At 61.5% G+C, this 21,032-nt stretch carries 20 protein-coding genes; 8 read left to right on the forward strand and 12 right to left on the reverse strand.

The window, feature by feature from the left end; all coding sequences use genetic code 11:
• Positions 1–10: 10 nt before the first annotated feature.
• The 10 genes from ACN0Q0_RS00125 to ACN0Q0_RS00170 form a co-directional block, all read right to left on the reverse strand.
• The gene (locus tag ACN0Q0_RS00125; protein WP_417241318.1) at positions 11–1,171 is read right to left on the reverse strand and encodes a DUF1513 domain-containing protein; all 1,161 of its coding nucleotides are present in this window, start codon (positions 1,169–1,171) and stop codon (positions 11–13) included.
• On the reverse strand, positions 1,101–2,123 hold the full coding sequence (locus ACN0Q0_RS00130; RefSeq protein ID WP_417241319.1) for an imelysin family protein: 1,023 nt from the start codon (positions 2,121–2,123) through the stop codon (positions 1,101–1,103). The genes ACN0Q0_RS00125 and ACN0Q0_RS00130 overlap by 71 nt, the downstream gene beginning before the upstream one ends.
• A gap of 15 nt (positions 2,124–2,138) precedes the next feature.
• On the reverse strand, positions 2,139–3,671 hold the full coding sequence (locus ACN0Q0_RS00135) for a di-heme oxidoredictase family protein (RefSeq protein ID WP_417241956.1): 1,533 nt from the start codon (positions 3,669–3,671) through the stop codon (positions 2,139–2,141).
• Positions 3,672–3,702: 31 nt separating this feature from the next.
• Complete coding sequence (gene bfr / locus ACN0Q0_RS00140; protein WP_417241320.1) at positions 3,703–4,188, reverse strand: bacterioferritin; 486 nt, start codon at positions 4,186–4,188, stop codon at positions 3,703–3,705.
• Positions 4,185–4,433 carry a (2Fe-2S)-binding protein gene (locus ACN0Q0_RS00145; protein ID WP_417241321.1) on the reverse strand — a complete coding sequence of 83 codons (249 nt, stop codon included), beginning with the start codon at positions 4,431–4,433 and terminating at the stop codon, positions 4,185–4,187. The genes bfr and ACN0Q0_RS00145 overlap by 4 nt, the downstream gene beginning before the upstream one ends.
• Before the next feature lie 96 nt (positions 4,434–4,529).
• Positions 4,530–5,795, reverse strand: coding sequence for an imelysin family protein (locus ACN0Q0_RS00150; RefSeq protein WP_417241322.1), 1,266 nt, complete (start codon positions 5,793–5,795; stop codon positions 4,530–4,532).
• Positions 5,796–5,949: 154 nt separating this feature from the next.
• Positions 5,950–7,095: an ABC transporter permease gene (locus tag ACN0Q0_RS00155; RefSeq protein WP_417241323.1), complete on the reverse strand. Its 1,146-nt coding sequence runs from the start codon at positions 7,093–7,095 to the stop codon at positions 5,950–5,952.
• On the reverse strand, positions 7,092–8,048 hold the full coding sequence (locus ACN0Q0_RS00160) for an ABC transporter ATP-binding protein (RefSeq protein WP_417241957.1): 957 nt from the start codon (positions 8,046–8,048) through the stop codon (positions 7,092–7,094). The genes ACN0Q0_RS00155 and ACN0Q0_RS00160 overlap by 4 nt, the downstream gene beginning before the upstream one ends.
• A 1-nt stretch (position 8,049) precedes the next feature.
• Positions 8,050–9,015 (reverse strand): HlyD family secretion protein, encoded by a 966-nt coding sequence (locus ACN0Q0_RS00165; RefSeq protein ID WP_417241324.1) that lies wholly within the window; start codon positions 9,013–9,015, stop codon positions 8,050–8,052.
• Positions 9,008–9,709: a TetR/AcrR family transcriptional regulator gene (locus ACN0Q0_RS00170; protein WP_417241325.1), complete on the reverse strand. Its 702-nt coding sequence runs from the start codon at positions 9,707–9,709 to the stop codon at positions 9,008–9,010. The genes ACN0Q0_RS00165 and ACN0Q0_RS00170 overlap by 8 nt, the downstream gene beginning before the upstream one ends.
• A 194-nt stretch (positions 9,710–9,903) precedes the next feature.
• Here ACN0Q0_RS00170 and ACN0Q0_RS00175 point away from each other — a divergent pair, with 194 nt between their 5' ends.
• Genes ACN0Q0_RS00175 through ACN0Q0_RS00185 form a run of 3 tightly spaced genes read left to right on the forward strand, consistent with a single transcriptional unit; the run spans position 9,904 to position 12,604 of the window.
• Positions 9,904–10,779 carry a transketolase gene (locus ACN0Q0_RS00175; protein ID WP_417241326.1) on the forward strand — a complete coding sequence of 292 codons (876 nt, stop codon included), beginning with the start codon at positions 9,904–9,906 and terminating at the stop codon, positions 10,777–10,779.
• Complete coding sequence (locus tag ACN0Q0_RS00180) at positions 10,776–11,843, forward strand: transketolase family protein (protein ID WP_417241327.1); 1,068 nt, start codon at positions 10,776–10,778, stop codon at positions 11,841–11,843. Before ACN0Q0_RS00175 ends, ACN0Q0_RS00180 begins: the two co-directional genes overlap by 4 nt.
• Before the next feature lie 8 nt (positions 11,844–11,851).
• Entirely contained in the window at positions 11,852–12,604 is a 753-nt protein-coding gene (locus tag ACN0Q0_RS00185; protein WP_417241328.1) for an SDR family NAD(P)-dependent oxidoreductase, read from the forward strand.
• Between the two features lie 186 nt (positions 12,605–12,790).
• Here the strand turns inward: ACN0Q0_RS00185 and ACN0Q0_RS00190 are convergent, their stop codons facing one another.
• Entirely contained in the window at positions 12,791–13,777 is a 987-nt protein-coding gene (locus ACN0Q0_RS00190) for a LysR substrate-binding domain-containing protein (protein WP_417241329.1), read from the reverse strand.
• Between the two features lie 11 nt (positions 13,778–13,788).
• Positions 13,789–14,517 carry a GntR family transcriptional regulator gene (locus ACN0Q0_RS00195; protein ID WP_417241330.1) on the reverse strand — a complete coding sequence of 243 codons (729 nt, stop codon included), beginning with the start codon at positions 14,515–14,517 and terminating at the stop codon, positions 13,789–13,791.
• 264 nt (positions 14,518–14,781) lie between these two features.
• Between ACN0Q0_RS00195 and ACN0Q0_RS00200 the strand changes: the two genes are divergently transcribed.
• The 5 genes from ACN0Q0_RS00200 (at position 14,782) to ACN0Q0_RS00220 (ending at position 20,951) form a co-directional block, all read left to right on the forward strand.
• Positions 14,782–15,801, forward strand: coding sequence for a TRAP transporter substrate-binding protein (locus tag ACN0Q0_RS00200; RefSeq protein ID WP_417241331.1), 1,020 nt, complete (start codon positions 14,782–14,784; stop codon positions 15,799–15,801).
• A 122-nt stretch (positions 15,802–15,923) separates the two neighbouring features.
• Positions 15,924–16,736 (forward strand): TRAP transporter small permease subunit, encoded by an 813-nt coding sequence (locus tag ACN0Q0_RS00205; RefSeq protein ID WP_417241332.1) that lies wholly within the window; start codon positions 15,924–15,926, stop codon positions 16,734–16,736.
• Positions 16,737–18,332, forward strand: a complete 1,596-nt coding sequence (locus ACN0Q0_RS00210; protein WP_417241333.1) for a TRAP transporter large permease — start codon at positions 16,737–16,739, stop codon at positions 18,330–18,332. It begins immediately after the preceding gene.
• A 215-nt stretch (positions 18,333–18,547) separates the two neighbouring features.
• A complete protein-coding gene (locus ACN0Q0_RS00215; RefSeq protein WP_417241334.1) occupies positions 18,548–20,041 on the forward strand; it encodes a UxaA family hydrolase in 1,494 nt (497 codons plus the stop codon).
• A gap of 13 nt (positions 20,042–20,054) precedes the next feature.
• Complete coding sequence (locus ACN0Q0_RS00220; protein WP_417241335.1) at positions 20,055–20,951, forward strand: DMT family transporter; 897 nt, start codon at positions 20,055–20,057, stop codon at positions 20,949–20,951.
• Positions 20,952–21,032 lie beyond the last annotated feature (81 nt).

A 21,032-nucleotide genomic window follows, 5' to 3' on the forward strand; every position in this document is an offset into this window, starting at 1 on the left:
GGCGACGATCTCACACCATGGCGGCGAGAGATACAAGGTGATTGTCCCACATTAACCCGTCGGCAACCAAAAGCGGGCGCACCCCCGTGTCGATCGCCATCAATCCGCCAAGCCCGTCCGACCCGATCCACCCCGACCCGCGCGGGGCCAATCCGCAAATATCCGTGCGCGCCACAGCGCCCAGATAGGCCCCGTCCGTGGCATAGCGTTGCATCAATCCGCCCCTGGGCGAGGTGATCGCCACCGCGCCCCCGTCGCCCGAAAAGGCCACCGATCCGGCGTAGTTTTTCATGCGGGACTGATCCGCACCGGCGGCCATCGCCAACACGGGCGCCTCCCCGCGACGGTGCAGGCCGAGGAGCGGCACAACCGCATCTGCCTCCCCCTCCCACTGCATCGCAAAGGCCACCTGACCGTCCGGCCCCACCGACAAGTGACGGATCGAGTTGTGGTGCAGATCCGCATCGAGCGTGACCTGCTCGGTAATCTCAAAATCGCGTGACAGATAGGCGAGCGAGGGCTGCATCGTGTCGAGGTTCAGCTTGTCACGCCCCTCGCCGTGGTCGGGATGGGTGAAAATGCCGCCATTGGCCACCACGAGCGACCCATCGGCAAGGCGTTTGATATCATGCGGTCCGATGCCACCCGTCTCGACCTCGCCCACACGGGCGTAGCCACGGCCGCGATCCCAAAGGCCAAGCACCCCCTTGCGTCCGGCATAGTTGTTTTCGGGCGTCAAAAGCATATCGCCGCCGTTCACAAACACGCCGTGGCCCATAAAATGTCGGCCCTGCGGCGCCTCGAGGCGGTGCAATACCGTGCCATCCACACAGTTGATCACCACCGCAAAAGTGCCGGGGCGACGGGCGAACCCAACGGCCTCGGGTGCGGTGGGATGGGCAGCGGCGGCATGACCGCGCGCGGGCAACGGCACGCGGAATATAATCCGGGCATTTTCGTCCAACCCGTAGAGGCCATAGGCCCCCTGGCTGTCTTTGGCCGCACCTAAAAAGGCCGGACTGCCCGCATCGGCCCATGTCACACGTGGAATAAGGGTGGCGGCGGTCAACCCCGCCAGAAACCTGCGCCGGGTGGCCATATCAATCCCCATCGCCCGCGTTAAAGCCCGCAGCAACCCCGAGGGCCGCACCGATTTCATTGGCAGAGGCATGTGCCGCCGCCTCGATCCGCTGTTGGATCACTTCCATTTTGAACCGCACGCCAAGATCATCGGCCCGCGCAAAGCCCGGATCCTCCAGTGCGGTGATCTGCGCAATCGCCGCGTCAAGGGCGGCCACGGTATCGGGTGCGCCATCGGGGGCCAGAGTGTCGGCCAGATCCCCCACGCCGCGAAGCGACCCGATCAGATTGCGGGCCGAACGTTCGGACCGGCGGGCCTCGGCACGGGTCGGGCGCGGTTTTTCAAACGAGCCCATCGGACGGCCAAGGCGGGTGCCGCGATTATGCTCCAGACTTGCCGTGACAGTGGTGTAGAGCGCCTGAACCGCCTCGCGCGGGGTGAAATAGCGCGGATTTCCGTCCTCGCCTGCGGTCTCCAACATCCGCGCAAAACCCGTCGGGCCAAACCATGCATGGTCGACATCATCGGCCATAGCGGCCAGATCCGCCGTCTGGGCCTGAACCAAAGCGCAAGAGTAGCTGCCTTGCGGGTACTGCGCGAAGGCGGGATCAAACAGCATGTACTCAAGCGCAAACAGGCCCCGTGCCGCAATCGACACATCCGCAAAATCCACAGGCGTGAACACCACGGGGTCCTCGGCGGCAATCAGGGCGGAAAGCGCGGGCGGGATCATGCCCTTTTTGTCAGGCCAGAACGAGATCGCCGTGGCGTGACCGCCCGCATCAAAGGACGATAGCGCAAAGGGCTCAACCCGCAGCCACGCATCAAAGGTGTCGTGATAGGCCCCGCGCAGACGGGGCGCAGTGCAATCGTCATGCGCGGCATCGGCCAAGGCATGTGCGGTGTCCGAAAACGCCGTCATCGCAGGGTCGATATACGTCACCACCACACGGCTCACCGCATCCTGTAGCGGATCGGCGGCAACGGGCAATGCGCAGGTGGCACTGCTGACAAGGGCCAGGGCAAAGGTGAGATTACGCATGTAAAATCCTGTTATTCAAAGGCTTTCGAGAAACCGCAAAAGGGCCTCGCGGTCGGCTTGGGTCATCTGGACGACAGTGTCACGGGCGGCTTGGGCCTCACCGCCATGCCACACCACAGCCTCTAGCAAAGAGCGGGCGCGTCCGTCATGCAAAAAGTAGGTATGCCCCGAGACCTGCGCCGTCAAACCGATCCCCCACAAAGGGGGTGTGCGCCATTCGCGTCCTGTGGCGCGTCCCTCGGGACGTCCATCGGCAAGTCCTTCGCCCATGTCGTGCAACAACAGGTCGGAGTAAGGCCAGATCAGTTGGAACGACTGCGCCGCGGCATCCGCCCCCTCGAGACGGGCGGTGACGTATTTAGGCACATGACAGGCCGCACATCCGCTGGTGTAAAACAGCGCCTTGCCGCGCAGCACCTGCGGATCATCCACCGCGCGCCGCTCAGGCACGCCGAGGTTGGCGGCGTAAAACGTCACGAGATCCAGACCCGTTTGATCCACTTCGGTGTCGCGCACATCGCCATCGCCATGCTCCGCCGCCACGCACGCGGCCTGACGGGCGGTACACTCCCCCGCCGCATTGGACAGATGCGGTGTGGACAGGCCGATATCACTGGAAAACGCCGCCGCCGATTGCACCGCGACCGACGGATTGCCCGCCTTCCACCCAAACCGGCCCAAAACGGGTTGGCCATGATCCGCCGACCAGACGATTTGAGGCCGCCCCGAAATCCCGTCCCCGTCCGCATCTCCGGGATCGGCATGGGCCAGAATATCCGCTGCGGGAATGGCATCCAACAGGCCAAGTCCGATCATCGGGTTCGCCACACGCGGCGACACCATGACATCGGGCGACACCGCGCCGTATGCCATGTTCGCCAGACCATAAACAGGCGCGCGCAAGGACACCACCGCACCATCCGCAAGCGTCACGGGTGTCTCGTTATAGTGGACCGTCATCTGCCCCTCGGCCGCGTGGCCCTGAATGGCAAAATCCTGAAGCTGTGCGCCATAGACCGGCTCGGGGCGCGTGACAGGCGACGCGCCAGAGCCGTCACGCGCGGCCAGATAGGTCTCGATGGCGCTCAAAGGCGCATCGGGTGCTGCCGGCACCGAAAGACGCAACACCATCGACACGGCGGTATCCCCCGCCTGTTCGGGCGGATGGCCACGCCCGTTGTTGTCGTGGCAGCGCAAACATGAGCGGGCATTGTAAAGCGGGCCAAGACCGTCGGACGCCTTGGTGGAGGACGGCGAGGACACCCACAGCTTTTTGAACACCGCACGGCCAAGCGAGAACTGCAACTCCTGTCCGGCGGTGAGCGAGGCCGAGGGGTGCGAAAACGCGCGGGACATGTCGCGGGATATGGCACGGGTCACAACCGTTGCCGCCCCCCCCTGATTGGTCTCGAACGGCTCGGCGGTGGTAAACTCATCGGTAGGTGCGGTGACACGCGCCACCCGCGCCGCCTCCTGGGCGGTGCGGGCGAGTGCGGGCAAATGCAAATCCTGCGCCAGATCATCCGCAGCACACGCGCCCTGCCCCATAACGAGAGACAAGGCGACCACAGCCGCGCGTTTACTCGGCCGTGTCCATCGGCGCCGCATTAAGCAACGCGTAGCCTTGTTCCCCCAGACGGTTGTAGAGATCGAGTTGGGTTTCGAGAAAATCAACATGGCCTTCCTCGTCGGTGATCAAACCCTCAAAGAGGTTCTTGGAGACGTAATCACCAACTTTTTCACAGTGCTCGCGCGCTTCGCGGTAAAGCGTGATCGCGTCATGCTCTCCGGCGAGGTCGGCTTCAAGCGTTTCTTTCGGGGTTTCCCCGATCCGCAACGGATCAAGTTTTTGCAGGTTCGGATGGCCCTCAAGAAACAAAATACGCGCGATCAACTTATCGGCGTGGTTCATTTCCTCAATGCTTTCCGCACGGGATTTCTGGGCCATCTTGTCGAGACCCCAATCCTCTTGCAGACGGAAATGCACCCAGTATTGGGAAATTGCAGTCAGCTCGGATCGCAGGGCTGCGTTCAGATACTCAATGACTTTTGCGTCGCCTTTCATGTCGATGTCGTCCTTTTCTTGCGTGTCTCGTTTAGCCCGCACAACACGGCGGGTACCTTGAGGTTAGTATTCTTGCGCATAGTTGAAAGGAAAAACGACATACAGCCGCCGCAATCGGGCGCTTTGCCCAAGGCGCGGTAGACCTTGCCCGGCGTAATGACGGTGTCGGGGTCAGCGGCCCGCATCCAGTCGATCGCGGCATGGATGTCGCGGTCAGTGAGAGCGTTGCAAGAACAGACAATCATGGGCGGACCTCAAACAGGAACGGGCGGCGCCGGCGGCCGGAAAGACGGGGCGGAGCGGCCCGAAAGACCCGCACCGCCCCTAACTCGTAGTGTGCTTTACTCGAAAACGGCGTCAGGGTTGTCGAGGCTGTCGGAGCCCTCGACCTCAATCGCCGCAGAGGTGAGAACGGTCACGGCGCGTTCGATATCACGGGTCTGCGCGACCAAGGCGTCAACCGCCCCCATGATCAGGGCCTCACCCGCGACATTGCCGCGCGCCAGCATCTGGTCATAGGAGAACCCCGCCTCTGCCGCCGCCTTGAGCGTGCCCAGTTGCGCCACAGAACGGTCAAGCGCCGCACCGAGATCGGCGGCCACCGCAGGGTCGCTTGCCGCCAACAGATCGTTCAGGCTCTCTCCCTTGACGATCTCGCCATTGGCACGCACGTACTGACCGACGTAGACGTTGCGAATGCCCAAACCGTCATAATAGTGCGAGTTGTGGGTGTTGTCGGAGAAGCAGTCATGCTCTTCCTCGGGATCGTTGAGCATCAGGCCAAGCTTCATCCGCTCGCCCGCCTGCTCGCCATAGGACAGCGACCCCATGCCCGTCAGCATCGCGGTGATGCCCGCAGCCGGATCGGCGGTCACAGCCGCGCGGGCCGCGCCACCCTCGGCCCATGCCGCAGAGATGTATTCCAGATCGGACACCAAAAGGGCGGTGGCCGCCGACAGGTAGTCGCCACGGCGGTCACAGTTGCCATTGGTACAGGCGTCGCCCTGCGCATAATCGGTCCACGGACGGTTGCCCGCACCATGCTCGGTGCCGTTCAGGTCCTGACCCCAAAGCAGGAACTCGATCGCGTGATAACCGGAGGCCACGTTGGCCTCGATCTCGTCAGCTTCGTGCAGGGTCTCGCCAATCAGCTCGGGCGTGATCTCGGTCGCGTCGATCTCTTCGCCCGACAGGCTGAAGTTCGGGTTGGCAATCACGTTCAGGGCGCGCAATTCATTCTCGTCGCCTGCCCCGCCATAAGAGGCGGCAACGTAGTCGATCAGACCCTCGTCGAGGGGCCAGGCGTTCACCTTGCCCTCCCATTCGTCAACGATCGGGTTGCCAAAGCGGTAGACTTCGGTCTGCTGATACGGCACGCGGGCGCGGATCCATGCGGTCTTGGCCGCCGCAAGGGTTTCGGCCGAAGGCGCGGCAATCAGCGCATCAACAGCGTCACCGAGCGCCTGAGCGGTGGTCAGGCTGTCGCCATACGCGGCCTCGGCGATATCGGCATAGGTCGCCACAACCTCGGCGGCGCCGGCGTTGGCGGTGAGTGGTGCGAGCGCGGCAAGCGAAGCGACGGCAAAAGCGGTAGATGTGCGTTTCATAATGAATGTCTGTCCCTGTGACGTGTCAGAATGGCACCCCGTACTGGAGGGGCTGTGATACAGGCCCTTATCTGACAATTTCACTCGGGTAGGTCAATCCCTATTCTTTTAATAAGGTATGAAAAGCGGGATAACCCTCGAAAATAGCGGACATTTAATCAAGCGTCTGCCGGTACCGCCGCAATGCCACCACCGTAATCACCACCAATATGATCGCAATCGCCCCCATGTTGCCTGCCACCTCCATCACCCCCGCGCCCTTGAGCATCACCTTGCGCACGAGGCGCAAGAAATGCGTGGCGGGGATCGCCGTCCCGATCACCTGCGCCCATGCGGGCATCGCGGCATAGGGGAACATGAACCCCGACAACAAAATCGTCGGCAGGATCGTGAAAAACGAGATTTGCATGGCCTGCATCTGGCTGCGCGACAGGGTCGACACCAAAAACCCGAGCGCCAGATTGACGATGATATAGAGGTTGAAACCAAGGAAAAATGCCAGGAACGACCCCGTAAACGGCACATCGAACAAGGCCCGCGCAGAGACCAGAAACACGATGGTTTGCACGTAGCCGACAAAGACATACGGCAAGACTTTGCCCAACATCACCTCGGCGGGGCGCACCGGACTGGCCATCAGGCTCTCCATCGTGCCGCGCTCGGTCTCGCGCACGATCGCCACCGCCGTGATCATCACCATTGTCATCGACAAAATCACCGCCAACAGCCCCGGAACGATATTGGTCGAGGTCTCCCCCTCGGGATTGAACGCACGGTGGACCGCAACCGAAAACGGCGGCGGGGCCGAGGCCGCCGAGGACAAAGGCCCCGTCAGCGTTTGCGCCATCGCCACCTCGACCACACCGCCAATCGCACCGATGGCCCCCGCGGCGGCCACCGGATCAGAGGCGTCGACGGTCAGCAACAGTTCGGGCGACTGGCCGCGCATCGCATCGCGTTGAAACCCCGTGGGGATGGTCAGAATCACCGTTGCCGTGCCATCGCGCAACGCCAGATCGCTTTGCCCCTCAGAGGTCGAAATCCCGACGAAATCGAAATATTCGGACGTGTCCATACCGGCCAGAACCGCCCGCGCCATCGGGCTTTCGTCGCCCATCTCGACCAGTGTCGGCAGGTGATGCGGGTCGGTATCAATGGCATAGCCGAACAGCAAAAGCTGCATCACAGGGATGCCGATCATCATGCCAAAGGTCACGCGGTCGCGCTTCATCTGGATGAATTCCTTGATCAGGATGGCGCGAAACCGCGCCCATGAAAACGCATCACGGATCAGGTTCATGGCGCGGCCTCCTGTGGCGCGGCGCCAAAGTTATCCCTGGCCCCCGCCATGAGATAGATAAACGCCTCCTCCAACCCCGCATCCTTGGCCGTCCAGATGTGGATCCCGGCACGCCTTTCATCACCCGCAAGCGCGTCCAGAGCCGCCTCATCCGTGCCCGAGACGTGCAATTTATCCCCGAAGCGGATCACCTGTCCCGCGCGGTCGTCATGTTTGAGACGATCCTCCAAGGCGGCCAGATCCGGCCCCGTCACCACATAGGTCGACAGGCCGATTTCACGCGGGATCGCCCCCGCCACCCCGTCGATCAACTTTTTGCCATAGGCGATATAGGCGATGTGGTCGCATTGCACCGCCTCGTCCATGTAGTGGGTCGAGACAAGCACCGTGACGCCCCGCGCCGACAACCGCCGGATCTCGTCCCAAAACTCGCGCCGCGCCTTTGGGTCAACCCCCGCGGTCGGCTCGTCGAGCAACAACAGATCAGGGTCGTGGATCATGCAGGCGGCAAGCGCCAAACGTTGCTTCCACCCGCCCGACAACGTTCCCGCCAATTGTTCGCCGCGCCCCTCAAGGCCCAGACCGGCAATCGCCTGTGCCACACGCGCCTCACGGTCCGCCATCCCGAACATACGGGCGGTGAAATCAAGGTTTTCGCGAATGGTCAGGTCGCCGTAGAGCGAGAATTTCTGCGTCATATAGCCCACGCGTTTCTTGATCTCGCGGGCCTCGGTGCGGATATCAAAGCCGAGGCACTGCCCCGTGCCGCCATCGGGGGTGAGCAATCCGCACATCATGCGGATGGTGGTGGTTTTGCCCGACCCGTTGGGGCCGAGAAACCCGTAAATCGCGCCGCGTTTGACCTGCATATCAAAATCATCCACCACAGTTCTCTTGCCGAAAACCTTGGTCAAGCCTTTGACGGAAATGGCAATATCCGGATCGCTTGGCATCTTACCCACCTGTTCCCGCCTGCGTCGCATCCACCGAAATCGGCTGACCGGGGCGCAGGGTCGCGCCCGTGGCGATCCGCGCCTCGACACGGTAGACAAGCCGCCCGCGTTGCTCGGCCGTATACAGGATCGGCGGCGTGTACTGCGGATCGGAGGCAAGGCGCGTGATGGTGGCCGTCAGCCCCGCCCCACAGCCCTCGCACGACACCGCGACCACGTCGCCCGCCGACAGGTCCGCACGGTCGGCCTCGGGCACGAAAAACAGCGCCGTCATCGCATCCACCTGCAACACCGACACCACAGGCGCCGCCGCCCCCGCGACCTCGCCCGCATCATAATAGACCCGCTCCACCTGACCGCTGACGGGCGCATACACGCGACGGTCATCCAGGGTGGATTGCGCCAGATCGACCTGTGCGGCGGCCGCATCCACAGCCGCTTCGGCGGCAAGACGTTGGGCCTCACGCGCGGGCAGTTCCGCCACGCGCAATTCGGCCTCAAGGCGGGTCACATTGGCCGTCGCCTCATCCACGGTCGCGCGTTGATCCTCCACCGTGGCCTCGGCGACCGAGCCGCGTTTGAGCAGCGCCTCGGAGCGCTCCAATCGGGTCTGCGCGATCCCCAACGCCACCCGCGCTTGTTCCAAGGCCGCGCGGAGCACTTCGGCTTCGGCCTCGCGCGCCCCCGTGGCGAGGTTTTCCAACTGGGCACGCGCCTGTGCCAGCCCCGCCCGAGCGCTGCGCAGGGTTGCCTGTTGCTTGCCGTCATCAAGGGCAAACAGCAACGCCCCCGCGGCGACCTGTGCGCCCTCGACCGCCTCCATTGTCACGATCCGCCCCGTGGCAGCAGGCGCCGCATAGACGAAATCGGCCTCGACATAGCCGTCATAAATATAGGGCGGCGGCGGATTGATCCCGGGATACACGGTGGCAATGACCGAGACGAGCCAAGTGGAAAAATCAGCCATGGAACGGCTCCTTTGAAGGCGTTAAGTCTGTGGAGGGATGAGGCGCAAGACCCGCATCAAGCAACGCCAGATGGGTGTCGATCAGGCCGCGCAAATCACGCCCTTGCGGCGGCGTAACGGCGAACACCTCGTCGAGCAGAATGTGCATCACAACAGGCCCGGCCACACAACGGACCAACATCTCCGGATCGGTCCGCCGGATAAACCCCGCATCCATCGCGCGGGCCAACATCGCCGTGGCGGCGGGCAACACACGATCCAGAACACGGGCGCGGTAGAGCGCGGCCAATTGCGGATGGGTCGCGGCCTCGCGCATCACCAGTTTGGGAACAGCCAAGGTGCGCGGATCGCTGAGTCTGGCCTCGATATGCGTCGCCGCCCGCGCCAATAGTGAACGCGGATCACCATGATAGGCGGCAAATGTCGCGGCCATCTCGTCGGCCATACCGCCCACGGCCCGCTCGACAAGTGCCTCTATGATGGCGGTTTTGGACGAAAAATACAGATACACCGCCCCCTTGGACAGGCCTGCGCGGGCGGCAATATCGGCCACACGCGTGCGATCGAACCCGTTCTCGGTGAACAGGTCAATCGCCGCGTCGAGCAACTCGTCAGGGCGCTCGTCCTTGCGGCGGCGGAATTTCGGCACGTCGCAGTCTGTGGGCGCACCCGTTTGTGTTTCGGCCTGTGGCATTGGCACATGTCCCTGATCGGTCTGCGAGTCGTCACCATACTAATAAGTGACCAGTCAGTTAGTAAGTGACAAAACGTCACCCCCCACCCCGAAGATGTTTAGATAAACGCTTCACATTCCCTTAGTAGAACTTAATTGTTGATCCCTGCCGCACATGAAACCCTGCCTGCACACACCAAGCGCGGAAGGCAAAGATGACACCGGCCCACATCGACATATCAGGCGGCACACATGCCCCCTCGAACACCTCACTGGCGCGGCGCGCATGGAACATCCGCCACACAGCACTGCGCATGGGCGAGGTACAGGGACAGGGCTACATCGGTCAGGCGCTTGGCGTCGCGGACGTGCTTGCCGTCACCCATTTTCACGCCATGACCTACCGCGCCGCCGACCCCGAATGGGAGGGGCGCGACAGGTTCTATCTCTCGATCGGCCACTACGCGATTGCCGCCTATGCCGCGATGATCGAGGCGGGCATCCTGCCCGAGGCCGAACTGGACACCTACGGCATGGACGACAGCCGCCTGCCGATGTCGGGCATGGCCTCCTACACACCGGGGATGGAGATCACGGGCGGCTCGCTCGGCCACGGCCTTGGCATCGCCGTTGGCGCCTGTCTGGGCCTCAAACGCAAATCCTCGGACGCTTTTGTCTACAACCTGATGTCGGACGGCGAATTGGGCGAAGGATCGACATGGGAGGCGGTGATGTCGGCGGCCCAATGGCAGTTGAACAACCTCATCTGCATCGTCGATTTCAACGACCAACAAGCGGACGGGCCAAGCACCAGGGCACTGGCCACCCCGCGCTACACGCAAGCCCCCAAATGGGAGGCGTTCGGATGGCACGCCCAAGAGGTCGACGGCAATGACCTGACCGCGCTTGTCACCGCGTTCGACACCGCCCGCGCCCTGCCCGATGCCAAGCCCCGCGTCATCATTTGCAACACCCGGATGTGCAAGGGCATCCCGTTTCTGGAAGAACGCGAAAGCACGCATTTCATCCGCGTGGAAGCCGGTGAATGGGCCAAGGCCCTCGCCCATCTGGAGACGGAGATGCCCGCATGACCGACCACATCCGCGCCCATTGCGGCGATGTGCCGTTCGGAGCCGCATCCCGCCGCGTCTCCAAATATGCGCCCCGCACGGCCCCGACCGAGCGCCGCGCCACCTCCGCCATGATTGCCTCCCTCGACGCCGAGGGGCGCGACACGGTACCGGCCCCCTTTGGTCACGCGCTCTGCGATCTCGCCGCCACACGCGACGACATTGTGGGCCTGTCAGCGGACCTGAGCAAATACACGGATATGCATGTTTTTGCAGAAAAATACCCCGATCGCTTTTACCAGATGGGCATGGCCGAACAGGTGATGATCTCGGCGGCGGCGGGTCTGGCACGCGAGGGGTTCACCCCCTTTGCCACCACCTACGCCGTGTTCGCCTCGCGCCGCGCCTATGATTTCATTTGCATGGCAATTGCCGAGGAAAACCTCCCCGTCAAAATCGTCTGCGCCCTGCCCGGATTGACCACGGGGTACGGCCCGAGCCACCAAGCCACCGAAGACCTCGCCATCTTTCGCGGACTGCCGAACCTGACCATCGTTGATCCGTGCGACGCGGTGGACACGGCACAGGCCACCCATGCGATTGCCGATCACAACGGCCCCGTTTACATGCGCCTGCCGCGCGGCAATGTGGCGAATGTATTGGGCGACTACGGCTATAAATTCAAACTCGGCAAAGCGCAGATGATCCATGGCGGCAATGACGTCCTGTTCATCTCCACGGGCCTGATGACCATGCGCGCGCTCGACGCCGCCAAACGGCTCAAAGCGGACGGGATCGATTGCGCCGTGCTGCATTGCCCGACCATCAAACCGCTTGACGTGGCGACGATCACAGCGGAAGCGGCAAAAACCGGCCGCCTCGTTGTAACGGCAGAAAACCACACCATTGTGGGCGGATTGGGCGAGGCGGTGGCGGCCGAACTGATGCGTGCGGGCGTGTTCGTGCCGTTCAAATCCATCGCCCTGCCCGACGAATTTCTCGACGCGGGCGCGCTGCCCACGCTGCACGATCAATACGGCCTCAGCGTTGATGCTGTGGTCGCCAAAATCAAATCCTGGATGTGAGACACCCCATGAAACTACTCGACGGAAAAATCGCGATCATCACCGGCGCGGCCTCCCCGCGCGGCCTTGGCAAAGCCACCGCCCGACTGTTTGCCGAACATGGCGCAACCGTGGCCATTCTTGACCTCGACGCGGATCAGGCCGCGGCCGCCGCGGCCGATCTGGGCGCGGGTCACATCGGATTGGCCTGTGACGTGACCAACAAGGACGATTGCATCGCCGCCGCAGAGGCCGTGATCGCCGCATTGGGCCGCATCGACATCCTCGTCAACAATGCGGGCATAACCCAACCGCTCAAACTGATGGACATCGAGGCCGAACACTACGAGGCCGTCACCGATGTCTCCCTGCGCGGTACGCTTTACATGTCTCAGGCGGCCATCCCCGCCATGCGGGCGCAAAAATCCGGCTCCATCGTCAATATGTCATCGGTGTCGGCACAGCGCGGCGGCGGCATTTTTGGCGGGCCGCATTATTCGGCGGCAAAGGCGGGCGTTCTGGGCCTGACCAAGGCGATGGCCCGCGAACTGGCCCCCGATGGCGTGCGCTCCAACGCCATTTGCCCGGGCTTTATCGCCACCGACATCACCGCAGGCAAACTGACCCCCGCGATGAAAGAGCAAGTGCTCGCCGGCATCCCGATGGGCCGCGCGGGCGAAGCGTCAGATGTTGCGGGCTGTGCGCTGTTTCTGGCCTCGGACCTTGCGGCCTATGTCACAGGATCGGAAGTCGATGTGAACGGCGGCTCGCTCATCCACTGATCCCGCCCCGCGTTCCCGTCCACACCTCGCACAGGACATCAACCACCGGACAAAAGAAAGGCACGCCCCCCACGGGTCGTGCCTTTTTCAATGCGGATTTCTCGGTTCACTCCGGCGCACCCTCACTCCGGCGCACCCTCAATCCGGCGCACCCTCACTCCGGCGCACCCTCACTCCGGCGCACCCTCACTCCGGCGCACCATGGGCCAGTTCGGTCGCCGCATCGATAGCAAGATCACGCAACCCGAACCGTGCCTTGAGCGCCGCCACCGTGGCAACGTGATCCTCCGCGTGGCCCGCAATCCAGTCTGTGAACAGACGCACCGCGCGGCGGTTGAGGTGGCGCGGCGGACAGACAAGCCAATAGGCCGGAAAGGTGAACACCGGCAGATCCGGCGTCACGGGGACAAGCCGCCCCGAGGCCACTTCGGGTGCGGCGATGGCCAGACTTTCCAACACCACGCCCCGCCCGTCGAGCGCCAGTTGCAACGCCAGGGACGAGCGATCCATCAGAACGGATTTGGTGTTTGACGTGACCTCCAACCCGTTGCGCCACAGCCAGAAATCCCACTGGCACATGGCGCGCGCACTGTCGATCAAACGGGCCGCGTTCAACCGCGTGGCCGGACCCGCCTCATCCCCGCCAAGAGAGGCGAGATATTCAGGGCTGGCCAAGGGCAGCACCTGATCCTCAAGCACCGGCACACAGTGGAATGCAGGCCAGTTTCCAGAGCCGTAGCGAATATCGAGATCCATCAATTCGCGTTCGAAATCAGTGGGATCGGGCGCGGCATCAACGCGCAGATCAAAGTCGGGACATCTATCGATAAACTCCGACAGGCGCGGGCCAAGCCACCGCACGCCAAAGCTTGGCGTCACGCGCAGATTGAGGCGGCGGGTTTCGCGGGTTTTCCCAAGGTTTTTGCGCGCCTCCGACAGCATCCGCAGCGCAGTGGCCGAGGTTTGGAACAACTGCTCGCCCTCCAGGGTCAAAACCAGATTGCGCCCCTTGCGGCGAAACAGTTTGATGCCGAGTTGCTGCTCCAACAGTTTGACCTGTTGGCTCACGGCGGAGGGGGACACCGACAATTCTTCGGCGGCAACCGTCAGCGACCCGCGACGCGCGACCGCTTCGAAATGTAAAATCGCGTTGAGGTTATTGCCGCGGGCCATACGGGGTCAGATCACTCGCTCGATTCGGCCGTATCGCCGCGCAATCTGGCCTGAGCCTCCAGTCTGGCGTCATGCTCCATCACGTCTTTGAGGTCCTCGCCCAAATGGCCCAAATGGGTTTGCAGCGCGGCGGCGGCCCGTTGTGGATCACGGGCGCGCAGAGCGTCGATAATCGCCGTGTGCTGTGTGATCACCCGTTCGCGATTGCGTTTTTCCATTGCCGTCAAATACCGCGCCCGCCACAGGCGTTGCAACAACGCCGTGTGCATATCCGCGAGCGTTTCATTGTGCGACATCCGTGCGATCATCGCGTGAAACTTCATATCGAGTTCGAACATATCGAGCGGATCACTGCCGTCAAAGGTCTCCGACATCAGGCGGGTCAGGTCACAGATCTCGTCAATCTCGGCATCGGTCGCGGCACGACAGGCAATTTCGGCAGACAGTTTTTCGAGATTCAACAGCACTTCGACCTGATCTGCGAGGGTCTTGAAGCTGGGTTGGGCGACGATGGGCGAGCGGGCGCGCCGGAGAATCACCAAGCCCTCCTGGGCAAGGATTCGGATGGCTTCGCGCATAGGTGTGCGGCTCACACCGAGCTCCTCGGCGTTATCGCGTTCTTTGATCGCATCTCCGGGGTTTAACCGCCCGCGCAGGATGTCCCGCCGCAATGAATATGCAATTTTCTCGGGCAGGTTATCCCCGTGAAAATCCTCCCCCAAAGCATTCAATTCATTCATTTTATCACTTCCACATCATCATAAGGCATCTACTTTCTCCCCCCGTCAGCAGTGACCTTAGCGTCTTTTTCAATTTGGTATACCAAAAGTTGTTGATTGTCGATACGGGTTCGGTTTAGCGTTGTGACTGTGATGGTATACCATCTGGTTTCGCGGCGTTCCCGTAAGGGAATGTTTTCACCCGGGAGGGGTGATGCGGGATCTAAAACGAAGGACAACCATGTCTTCGGCTGCGGTCACGCAGCCATCCTAGGGAGGATACTTATGAAACTGACTTCAGCTCTTAAAACCGCAGCACTTGGTGCGGTGATTGCCGTTCCGGCGATCGCACAGGACACAACAACCCTGCGCATTCAGACACACTACGCAACCGAGCACCCCTCGGGCAAACTTGCCGCACAATTCGCAGACGACGTTGAAACAATGTCCGGCGGCTCGATCGACATCGAAATGTTCTACTCCTCGTCCGTGGTTGCCACGACCGAGACATGGGACGCAGCCGTGAACGGCATCCTCGATTGCGACATGACCGGCGGCGCATACCAGACCGGTAAGAACCCCGCGTTCCAGTTCGTGGGCGACATCATGGGCGGCTACGACACCCCCTACCAACAGCTGTCATGGCTCTATTACGGCGGCGGCTACGAAGCAGCACAGTCGCTCTATAACGAGTACGGCATGCAGCTCGTCGGGTGGTGGATCTACGGTCAGGAATCCTTTGCCTCGACCAAGCCACTCGCAGGCTTCGAGGACCTCAAAGGCTGGAAATTCCGTTCGCCTCCAGGTCTTGAAACCGAAATCTTCACCGAACTGGGCGCAACCCCGATCGTTATGGATTTCACCGAGATCTTTACCGCACTCGAAACCGGCATCATCGACGGCGCCGACGCCTCCGGTCTCGCCAACAACGTCGGTCTTGGCCTTTACGACATTGCCAAGCACGCCAACTACCCCGGCTTCCACTCGATGCCATCCGACCACCTTGCGTGTAACAAGGGCGTTTGGGATGGCCTGACCGCTGCAGAACAGCGCATCATGGACACCGCAATGCAGAAACTGTCCCTGCACACCGCGATCTCCAACGAGAAAGCCAACAACGAAGCGGCCGCAGCCCTGCGCGAGCAAGGTGTCAGCCTCTACGCATGGTCCGACGAAGACAAAGCGAAATTCCGCGCCGGTGCTCAAAAAGCATGGGACGGTTGGGCCGCTAAAACACCCGAAGCAGCAGCACTCGTTGCATCGCACCGTGAGTATCTGGGCAAACTCGGCCTGATCTCCAAATAAGCGAAACTGCGCAGTTGCGCAGGGGTTTATAGCCTCGGCGGGCCCACGTTGGGCCCGCCTTTTTCAACAGTGCGGCCGTCGTAAAACGGCACCAACCCCACAACACCAAAAGGGAGGCCAGGATGACGAACGACAGTGTCTGGCTCGGCTCCTTGCGAGGTCCGGTCAAGAAATTGGCCATCGGCTTTACCGCGCTTGCGCTCGCGGTTTTCGCATGGCTCGCCATCAATAAAATATTCTCGGCTGACGCAATCGGTATGCACGAACTGATCCGCTCTACCGGCGGCATTTGGGGCAAACTGATGCTCGGCTCGCTCGCAGGCTCCATACTGTTCGCCTCGATCTATTTGTCGGACACCATTGGCGCCATCGAAGACAAACCTCACGGCTTTTTCGACTACCTGTCGTTGGTCACATCGCGCATTGCCATGATCGCAATCGTGATGATCGTGGTCGTGATGTTCTACGAAGTTGTCTCGCGCTATGCGTTCAACAAACCCACCTTGTGGGCCAACGAACTGTCGCTATGGATTGCGGCCTTTGTGTTCTTGCTCGCGGGCCAGTACGCCATGCAGCAACGCTCCCACATCCGCATCTATGTGATCTACGACCTCATGCCGCGGTGGATGAAAAAAACCGCCGACGTGATCTCCGTTTTCCTGATCTGGGTGTTCTGCTTTGCCCTCGTGTGGGGCGGGTTCAATGATGCGTGGACACGGATGTTGCGCATGGAGACCTTTGGCACCGCGTGGGATCCACCCATTCCGGGCACGATCAAGCCGGCCATCCTGTTTATCATCGTCCTCGTCGCGGTTCAGTCGCTGTCCAACCTCATCGCAGATTGGCACAAAGACCCCGAACATCACTCGCCAGCGGACGAAATCGACGAAGAAGAAATTGCAATGCTGCGTAAAACACTCGGGGAGGATCTCTAAATGGTCGATATCGGCACCCTTTCCCTCATCCTCTTGCTGGCGATGTTTGCCCTGCTTGCAATCGGTATGCCCTTGGGCTTTGCCTCGGCCTTTCTCGCCGTTGTCACCCTTGTCCTCAAATTCGACGTGGACATTTTGTTCAACACCTTTGGCCGCGGCCCCTTTGCCGTGTTGGGTCAGGCCGTCTACCGACAGATGGTCAACTACGTGCTCATCTCGGTGCCCCTCTTCATATTTATGGCCTCTCTACTGGAGAGGACGGGCATCGCCAAAGACATGTATTCGTCGCTCAACCTGTGGCTGTCGCGCACCCGTGGCGGGATTGCTTTCGTCACCTCCATCATGGCCGTTATCATGGCTGCGATGTCGGGGATCATCGGCGGCGAAGTGGTTCTTTTGGGCCTTATCGCCCTGCCTCAGATGTTGCGCCTCGGCTATAACCAGAACCTCGCGATCGGCACGATCTGTGCCTCCGGCTCGCTTGGCACAATGATCCCGCCGTCCATCGTCCTGATTTTCTACGGCCTCGTGACCGAGACCTCGATCAAGGCGCTGTTCACGGCATCGTTCCTGCCCGGCTTTATGTTGGCGTCGTTTTTCATCGTCTATATCTTCATCCGCACACGGATCAGCCCCGAAATGGCCCCGCTGCCCGAAGAGAACCCCGATGATCCGCGCGGCTCCGAAAAGGGCCTGATGTTCCTTGGCTTCCTGTCGCGCTTCGGCATGTGGGTTGTGGCCGTGCTTCTGGTGCGCAACCTGTTCCTGACCGCGTTTGGCATGAACAGGATTGTCGAAGGCGTCGAGCCGATCATGCTCGGCATGGTCGCGGACATCCCCTACCTCATCGGTGCATTCATCCTGTTTACCGTGACGATGGTCTTTGTCGTCGGGAAAGAGCGCACCGCAAAAGGGTGGGAAATGGGCAAGGGCCTGATCGCTCCGACCGTTGTGATCGGCGTTGTTCTCGGCTCCATCTATGGCGGCATCACGGGCATCACCGAGGCGGCGGGCATGGGCGTTGTGGCCGTGTTCATCATCAGTCTGGCCCGCGGCGAGATGACCTTCGACATCGTTTGGGACAGCCTTATGCGCACCCTGCGCTCCACCGGAACGATCATCTGGGTGACCATCGGTGCGGCCGCACTTGCGGCAGCCTATACCCTCGCGGGTGGTCCGACCTATGTGGCCAACATGATCATGGCGGCGGACCTGCCGACGATGGGGATTATCCTTGTGATGATGTTCATCTTCCTGATCATGGGGATGTTCATGGACTGGGTTGGCATCGTGTTGCTGATCATGCCTGTGTTCCTGCCCATCGTTCTGCGTTTGCCCGTCGAGGAAATCGGCCTTCTCGGGGAACTGGATCCACGCCACGTTGCGGTCTGGTTCGGCGTTGTGTTCTGTATGAACATGCAGGTTTCGTTCCTGTCGCCGCCCTTTGGCCCTGCGGCCTTCTACCTCAAATCGGTTGCTCCGGCACACATCTCGCTCACGGATATCTTTAAAGGCTTCCTGCCCTTTATCGCCATCCAGTTGATCGCGCTGTCGGTTCTGCTGATCTGGCCTCCGATCGTCTCGATCTTCCTCTAGGGATTATCGCGACATCCACACACATCGGGGCGGCGGAACTTTCGCCGCCCCACCTCGTTCTCCACCACACATCCGCACACCGTGCCGTTTCCCTCCCCCATGCCACGCCCGCCCTTGCGCGGTATCGGCGATCGAAACACACCGCGCACCTGACCTTGCAGGCGCCCGACCTTCAACGCAGCTGACCTTCACGCGCCCAGATTTAGAGGACCACCATGACCACCGTACGCCTGTCCGACGTCGACAACGTTGTTACCGCCAAAACCCAACTCGCCATCGGTGACGAAGGCGCAATCGACATCATCCCGCGCGGCCACAAAATGGCCACCGTGGACATCGCCAAGGGCGCGCCCGTGTTCAAATACGCGCAAATCATCGGCTATGCGGCGGACGACATCGCCAAGGGCGCCCATATCCACACCCATAACCTCGAATTTCGCAACGTCGAGGGCGCCGGCTACGAATTCGGCACCAACCTGCGCCCTGCGGCGCCGGCCACCACCATCGACACATTCATGGGCTACAAACGCGAAAACGGCCGCGTCGGCACCCGCAACTACATCGCCGTGCTCACCTCCGTGAACTGCTCGGCCACCGCCGCGCGGATGATCGCACAACACTTCACCCCCGAGATCCTTGCCGCCTACCCCAACGTCGACGGCGTTGTGGCCTTTGTCCACGGCACAGGCTGTGCCATGGGCGGCGACGGCACGGGGTTCGAATTCCTGCAACGCACCCTGTGGGGCTATGCCAAAAACCCCAACGTCGGCGGTGTGCTTCTGGCCGGTCTGGGCTGTGAGATGATGCAGATCGACTGGCTGATCGAGGCCTATGGCCTCAAATCCGGCCCGACATTCCAGACCATGAACATCCAGGACGTCGGCGGCTTGCGCAAAACCGTGGCGCTCGGCATCAAAAAGATCGAGGCCATGCTGCCCGAGGTCAACAAGGCCACCCGCGAAGAGGCCCCCGCATCGGAACTGATGGTGGCACTGCAATGTGGCGGCTCGGACGCGTGGTCGGGCATCACCGCCAACCCCGCCGTGGGCTATGCCTGTGACCTGCTCGTGGCGCAGGGCGGCACAGGGGTTCTGGCTGAAACGCCCGAGATCTATGGCGCCGAGCACCTGTTGACCGCACGGGCCGCATCGCGCGAGATCGGCGACAAACTCATCGACCTGATCAAATGGTGGGAGGATTACACCGCCCGCAACCGTGGCTCGATGGACAACAACCCCTCGCCGGGCAACAAGGCGGGCGGGCTGACCACCATCCTCGAAAAATCACTCGGTGCGGCGTCAAAGGGCGGCACAACACCGCTCAACGGCGTGTACAAATACGCCGAGCAAGTCACCGCCAAGGGCTTCACCTTTATGGACAGCCCCGGCTATGATCCGGCGTCCGTAACGGGGCAAATCGCCTCGGGCTGCACGCTTGTGTGTTTCACCACCGGACGCGGATCGGCATTCGGTGCAAAGCCGTCTCCGTCGATGAAGGTCGCCACCAACACCGAGATGTACACCCGCCTGCACGAGGATATGGACATCAACGCCGGCACGATCATTTCGGACGGCAAATCCGTCGAGGAGGTCGGTCGCGAAATCTACGAGATGTGGCTGCGCATTGCCTCGGGCGAGACCACCAAATCCGAAGCCATCGGCCTTGGCGACTACGAGTTCGTGCCATGGCAGGTCGGCGCAGTGATGTAAGGGGCGCAGCACCATGGGAACCATTCGTCCGAGAGAGGAGCGCCTGACCGCAGGTGTGCTCATTATGATCGCCGCTGTGACCTGTTTCACAGGGATCGATACCTCGGCCAAATGGTTGTCCCTCTACGGCCTGCCCGTGATGCAAATCGTATTCGTGCGCTATGCCATGCATTTCGCATTGTCGGTTGCCTTTTTTGTTCCGCGCGAAGGCCTGTCCGCGTTCAGATCCAACGTCCCGAAAAAGCAGTTGCTGCGCTCGGCGGCGCTGATGTTGAGCACGTTTATGAACTTTTGGGCCTTGAGCTACCTGCCCTTGTCGCTGACCATCTCCATCGCCTTTGCCACGCCCATGGTCGTGACCTTGCTTGCGATCCCGCTCTTGGGGGAAAAGGTCGGGTTGCGCCGGATTGCGGCCGTTATCACCGGATTTGTCGGCGTGTTGATCGTGGTTCAACCCTGGGGCGTGGGCTTTCACTGGGCCGTGATCCTGTCCTTGCACACATTGGTCTTTGCCTCGTTTTACTACGTGATGACACGGATGATTGCGGGCGAAGAAGCCAATTCGACCATGCAGCTCTGGTCAAGCGGTCTGGCGACCCTCGCCCTGTTCCCGTTGGCCGCGCAAAACTGGGTCTGGCCGCATGATAGTGCGGGATGGATCGTTATGGGGCTGATCGGCACATTCGGGATGTTGGGGCATGTCTTTGTGACCACGGCGAACCGGTTTGCCGATGCTTCGGTGCTGTCCCCGATGATCTACACCCAACTGATTTCCGCCACCATCGTGGGCTATATCGTGTTTGGCAGCTTGCCGACGTGGTGGACCCTGATCGGGGCCACCATCATCATCGGCTCGGGTCTGTATATCTGGAACCGCGAGCGCGTCACACAGGGTGTCACGCCCACCTGATGCGCCCCCCCTCCCCGAACGCGGCCGGAGCAAAACACCGCATTCAAGACCACGCCACCAAAAAAGGGACGGACCCGACAG

Origin of the sequence: Celeribacter sp. (assembly GCF_048259695.1) — a bacterium.
Lineage (GTDB): Bacteria > Pseudomonadota > Alphaproteobacteria > Rhodobacterales > Rhodobacteraceae > Celeribacter.

Coding starts and splice junctions, on each gene's coding strand:
- ACN0Q0_RS00160 (WP_417241957.1), bottom strand. CDS start 8,048: ATGCCAAGCGATCCGGATATTGCCATTTCCGTCAAAGGCTTGACCAAG.
- ACN0Q0_RS00150 (WP_417241322.1), bottom strand. CDS start 5,795: ATGAAACGCACATCTACCGCTTTTGCCGTCGCTTCGCTTGCCGCGCTC.
- ACN0Q0_RS00215 (WP_417241334.1), top strand. CDS start 18,548: ATGACCACCGTACGCCTGTCCGACGTCGACAACGTTGTTACCGCCAAA.
- ACN0Q0_RS00195 (WP_417241330.1), bottom strand. CDS start 14,517: ATGAATGAATTGAATGCTTTGGGGGAGGATTTTCACGGGGATAACCTG.
- ACN0Q0_RS00210 (WP_417241333.1), top strand. CDS start 16,737: ATGGTCGATATCGGCACCCTTTCCCTCATCCTCTTGCTGGCGATGTTT.
- ACN0Q0_RS00155 (WP_417241323.1), bottom strand. CDS start 7,095: ATGAACCTGATCCGTGATGCGTTTTCATGGGCGCGGTTTCGCGCCATC.
- ACN0Q0_RS00145 (WP_417241321.1), bottom strand. CDS start 4,433: ATGATTGTCTGTTCTTGCAACGCTCTCACTGACCGCGACATCCATGCC.
- ACN0Q0_RS00200 (WP_417241331.1), top strand. CDS start 14,782: ATGAAACTGACTTCAGCTCTTAAAACCGCAGCACTTGGTGCGGTGATT.
- ACN0Q0_RS00130 (WP_417241319.1), bottom strand. CDS start 2,123: ATGCGTAATCTCACCTTTGCCCTGGCCCTTGTCAGCAGTGCCACCTGC.
- ACN0Q0_RS00180 (WP_417241327.1), top strand. CDS start 10,776: ATGACCGACCACATCCGCGCCCATTGCGGCGATGTGCCGTTCGGAGCC.
- ACN0Q0_RS00165 (WP_417241324.1), bottom strand. CDS start 9,015: ATGGCTGATTTTTCCACTTGGCTCGTCTCGGTCATTGCCACCGTGTAT.
- ACN0Q0_RS00220 (WP_417241335.1), top strand. CDS start 20,055: ATGGGAACCATTCGTCCGAGAGAGGAGCGCCTGACCGCAGGTGTGCTC.
- bfr (WP_417241320.1), bottom strand. CDS start 4,188: ATGAAAGGCGACGCAAAAGTCATTGAGTATCTGAACGCAGCCCTGCGA.
- ACN0Q0_RS00170 (WP_417241325.1), bottom strand. CDS start 9,709: ATGCCACAGGCCGAAACACAAACGGGTGCGCCCACAGACTGCGACGTG.
- ACN0Q0_RS00135 (WP_417241956.1), bottom strand. CDS start 3,671: ATGGGGCAGGGCGCGTGTGCTGCGGATGATCTGGCGCAGGATTTGCAT.
- ACN0Q0_RS00175 (WP_417241326.1), top strand. CDS start 9,904: ATGACACCGGCCCACATCGACATATCAGGCGGCACACATGCCCCCTCG.
- ACN0Q0_RS00125 (WP_417241318.1), bottom strand. CDS start 1,171: ATGCCTCTGCCAATGAAATCGGTGCGGCCCTCGGGGTTGCTGCGGGCT.
- ACN0Q0_RS00205 (WP_417241332.1), top strand. CDS start 15,924: ATGACGAACGACAGTGTCTGGCTCGGCTCCTTGCGAGGTCCGGTCAAG.
- ACN0Q0_RS00190 (WP_417241329.1), bottom strand. CDS start 13,777: ATGGCCCGCGGCAATAACCTCAACGCGATTTTACATTTCGAAGCGGTC.
- ACN0Q0_RS00185 (WP_417241328.1), top strand. CDS start 11,852: ATGAAACTACTCGACGGAAAAATCGCGATCATCACCGGCGCGGCCTCC.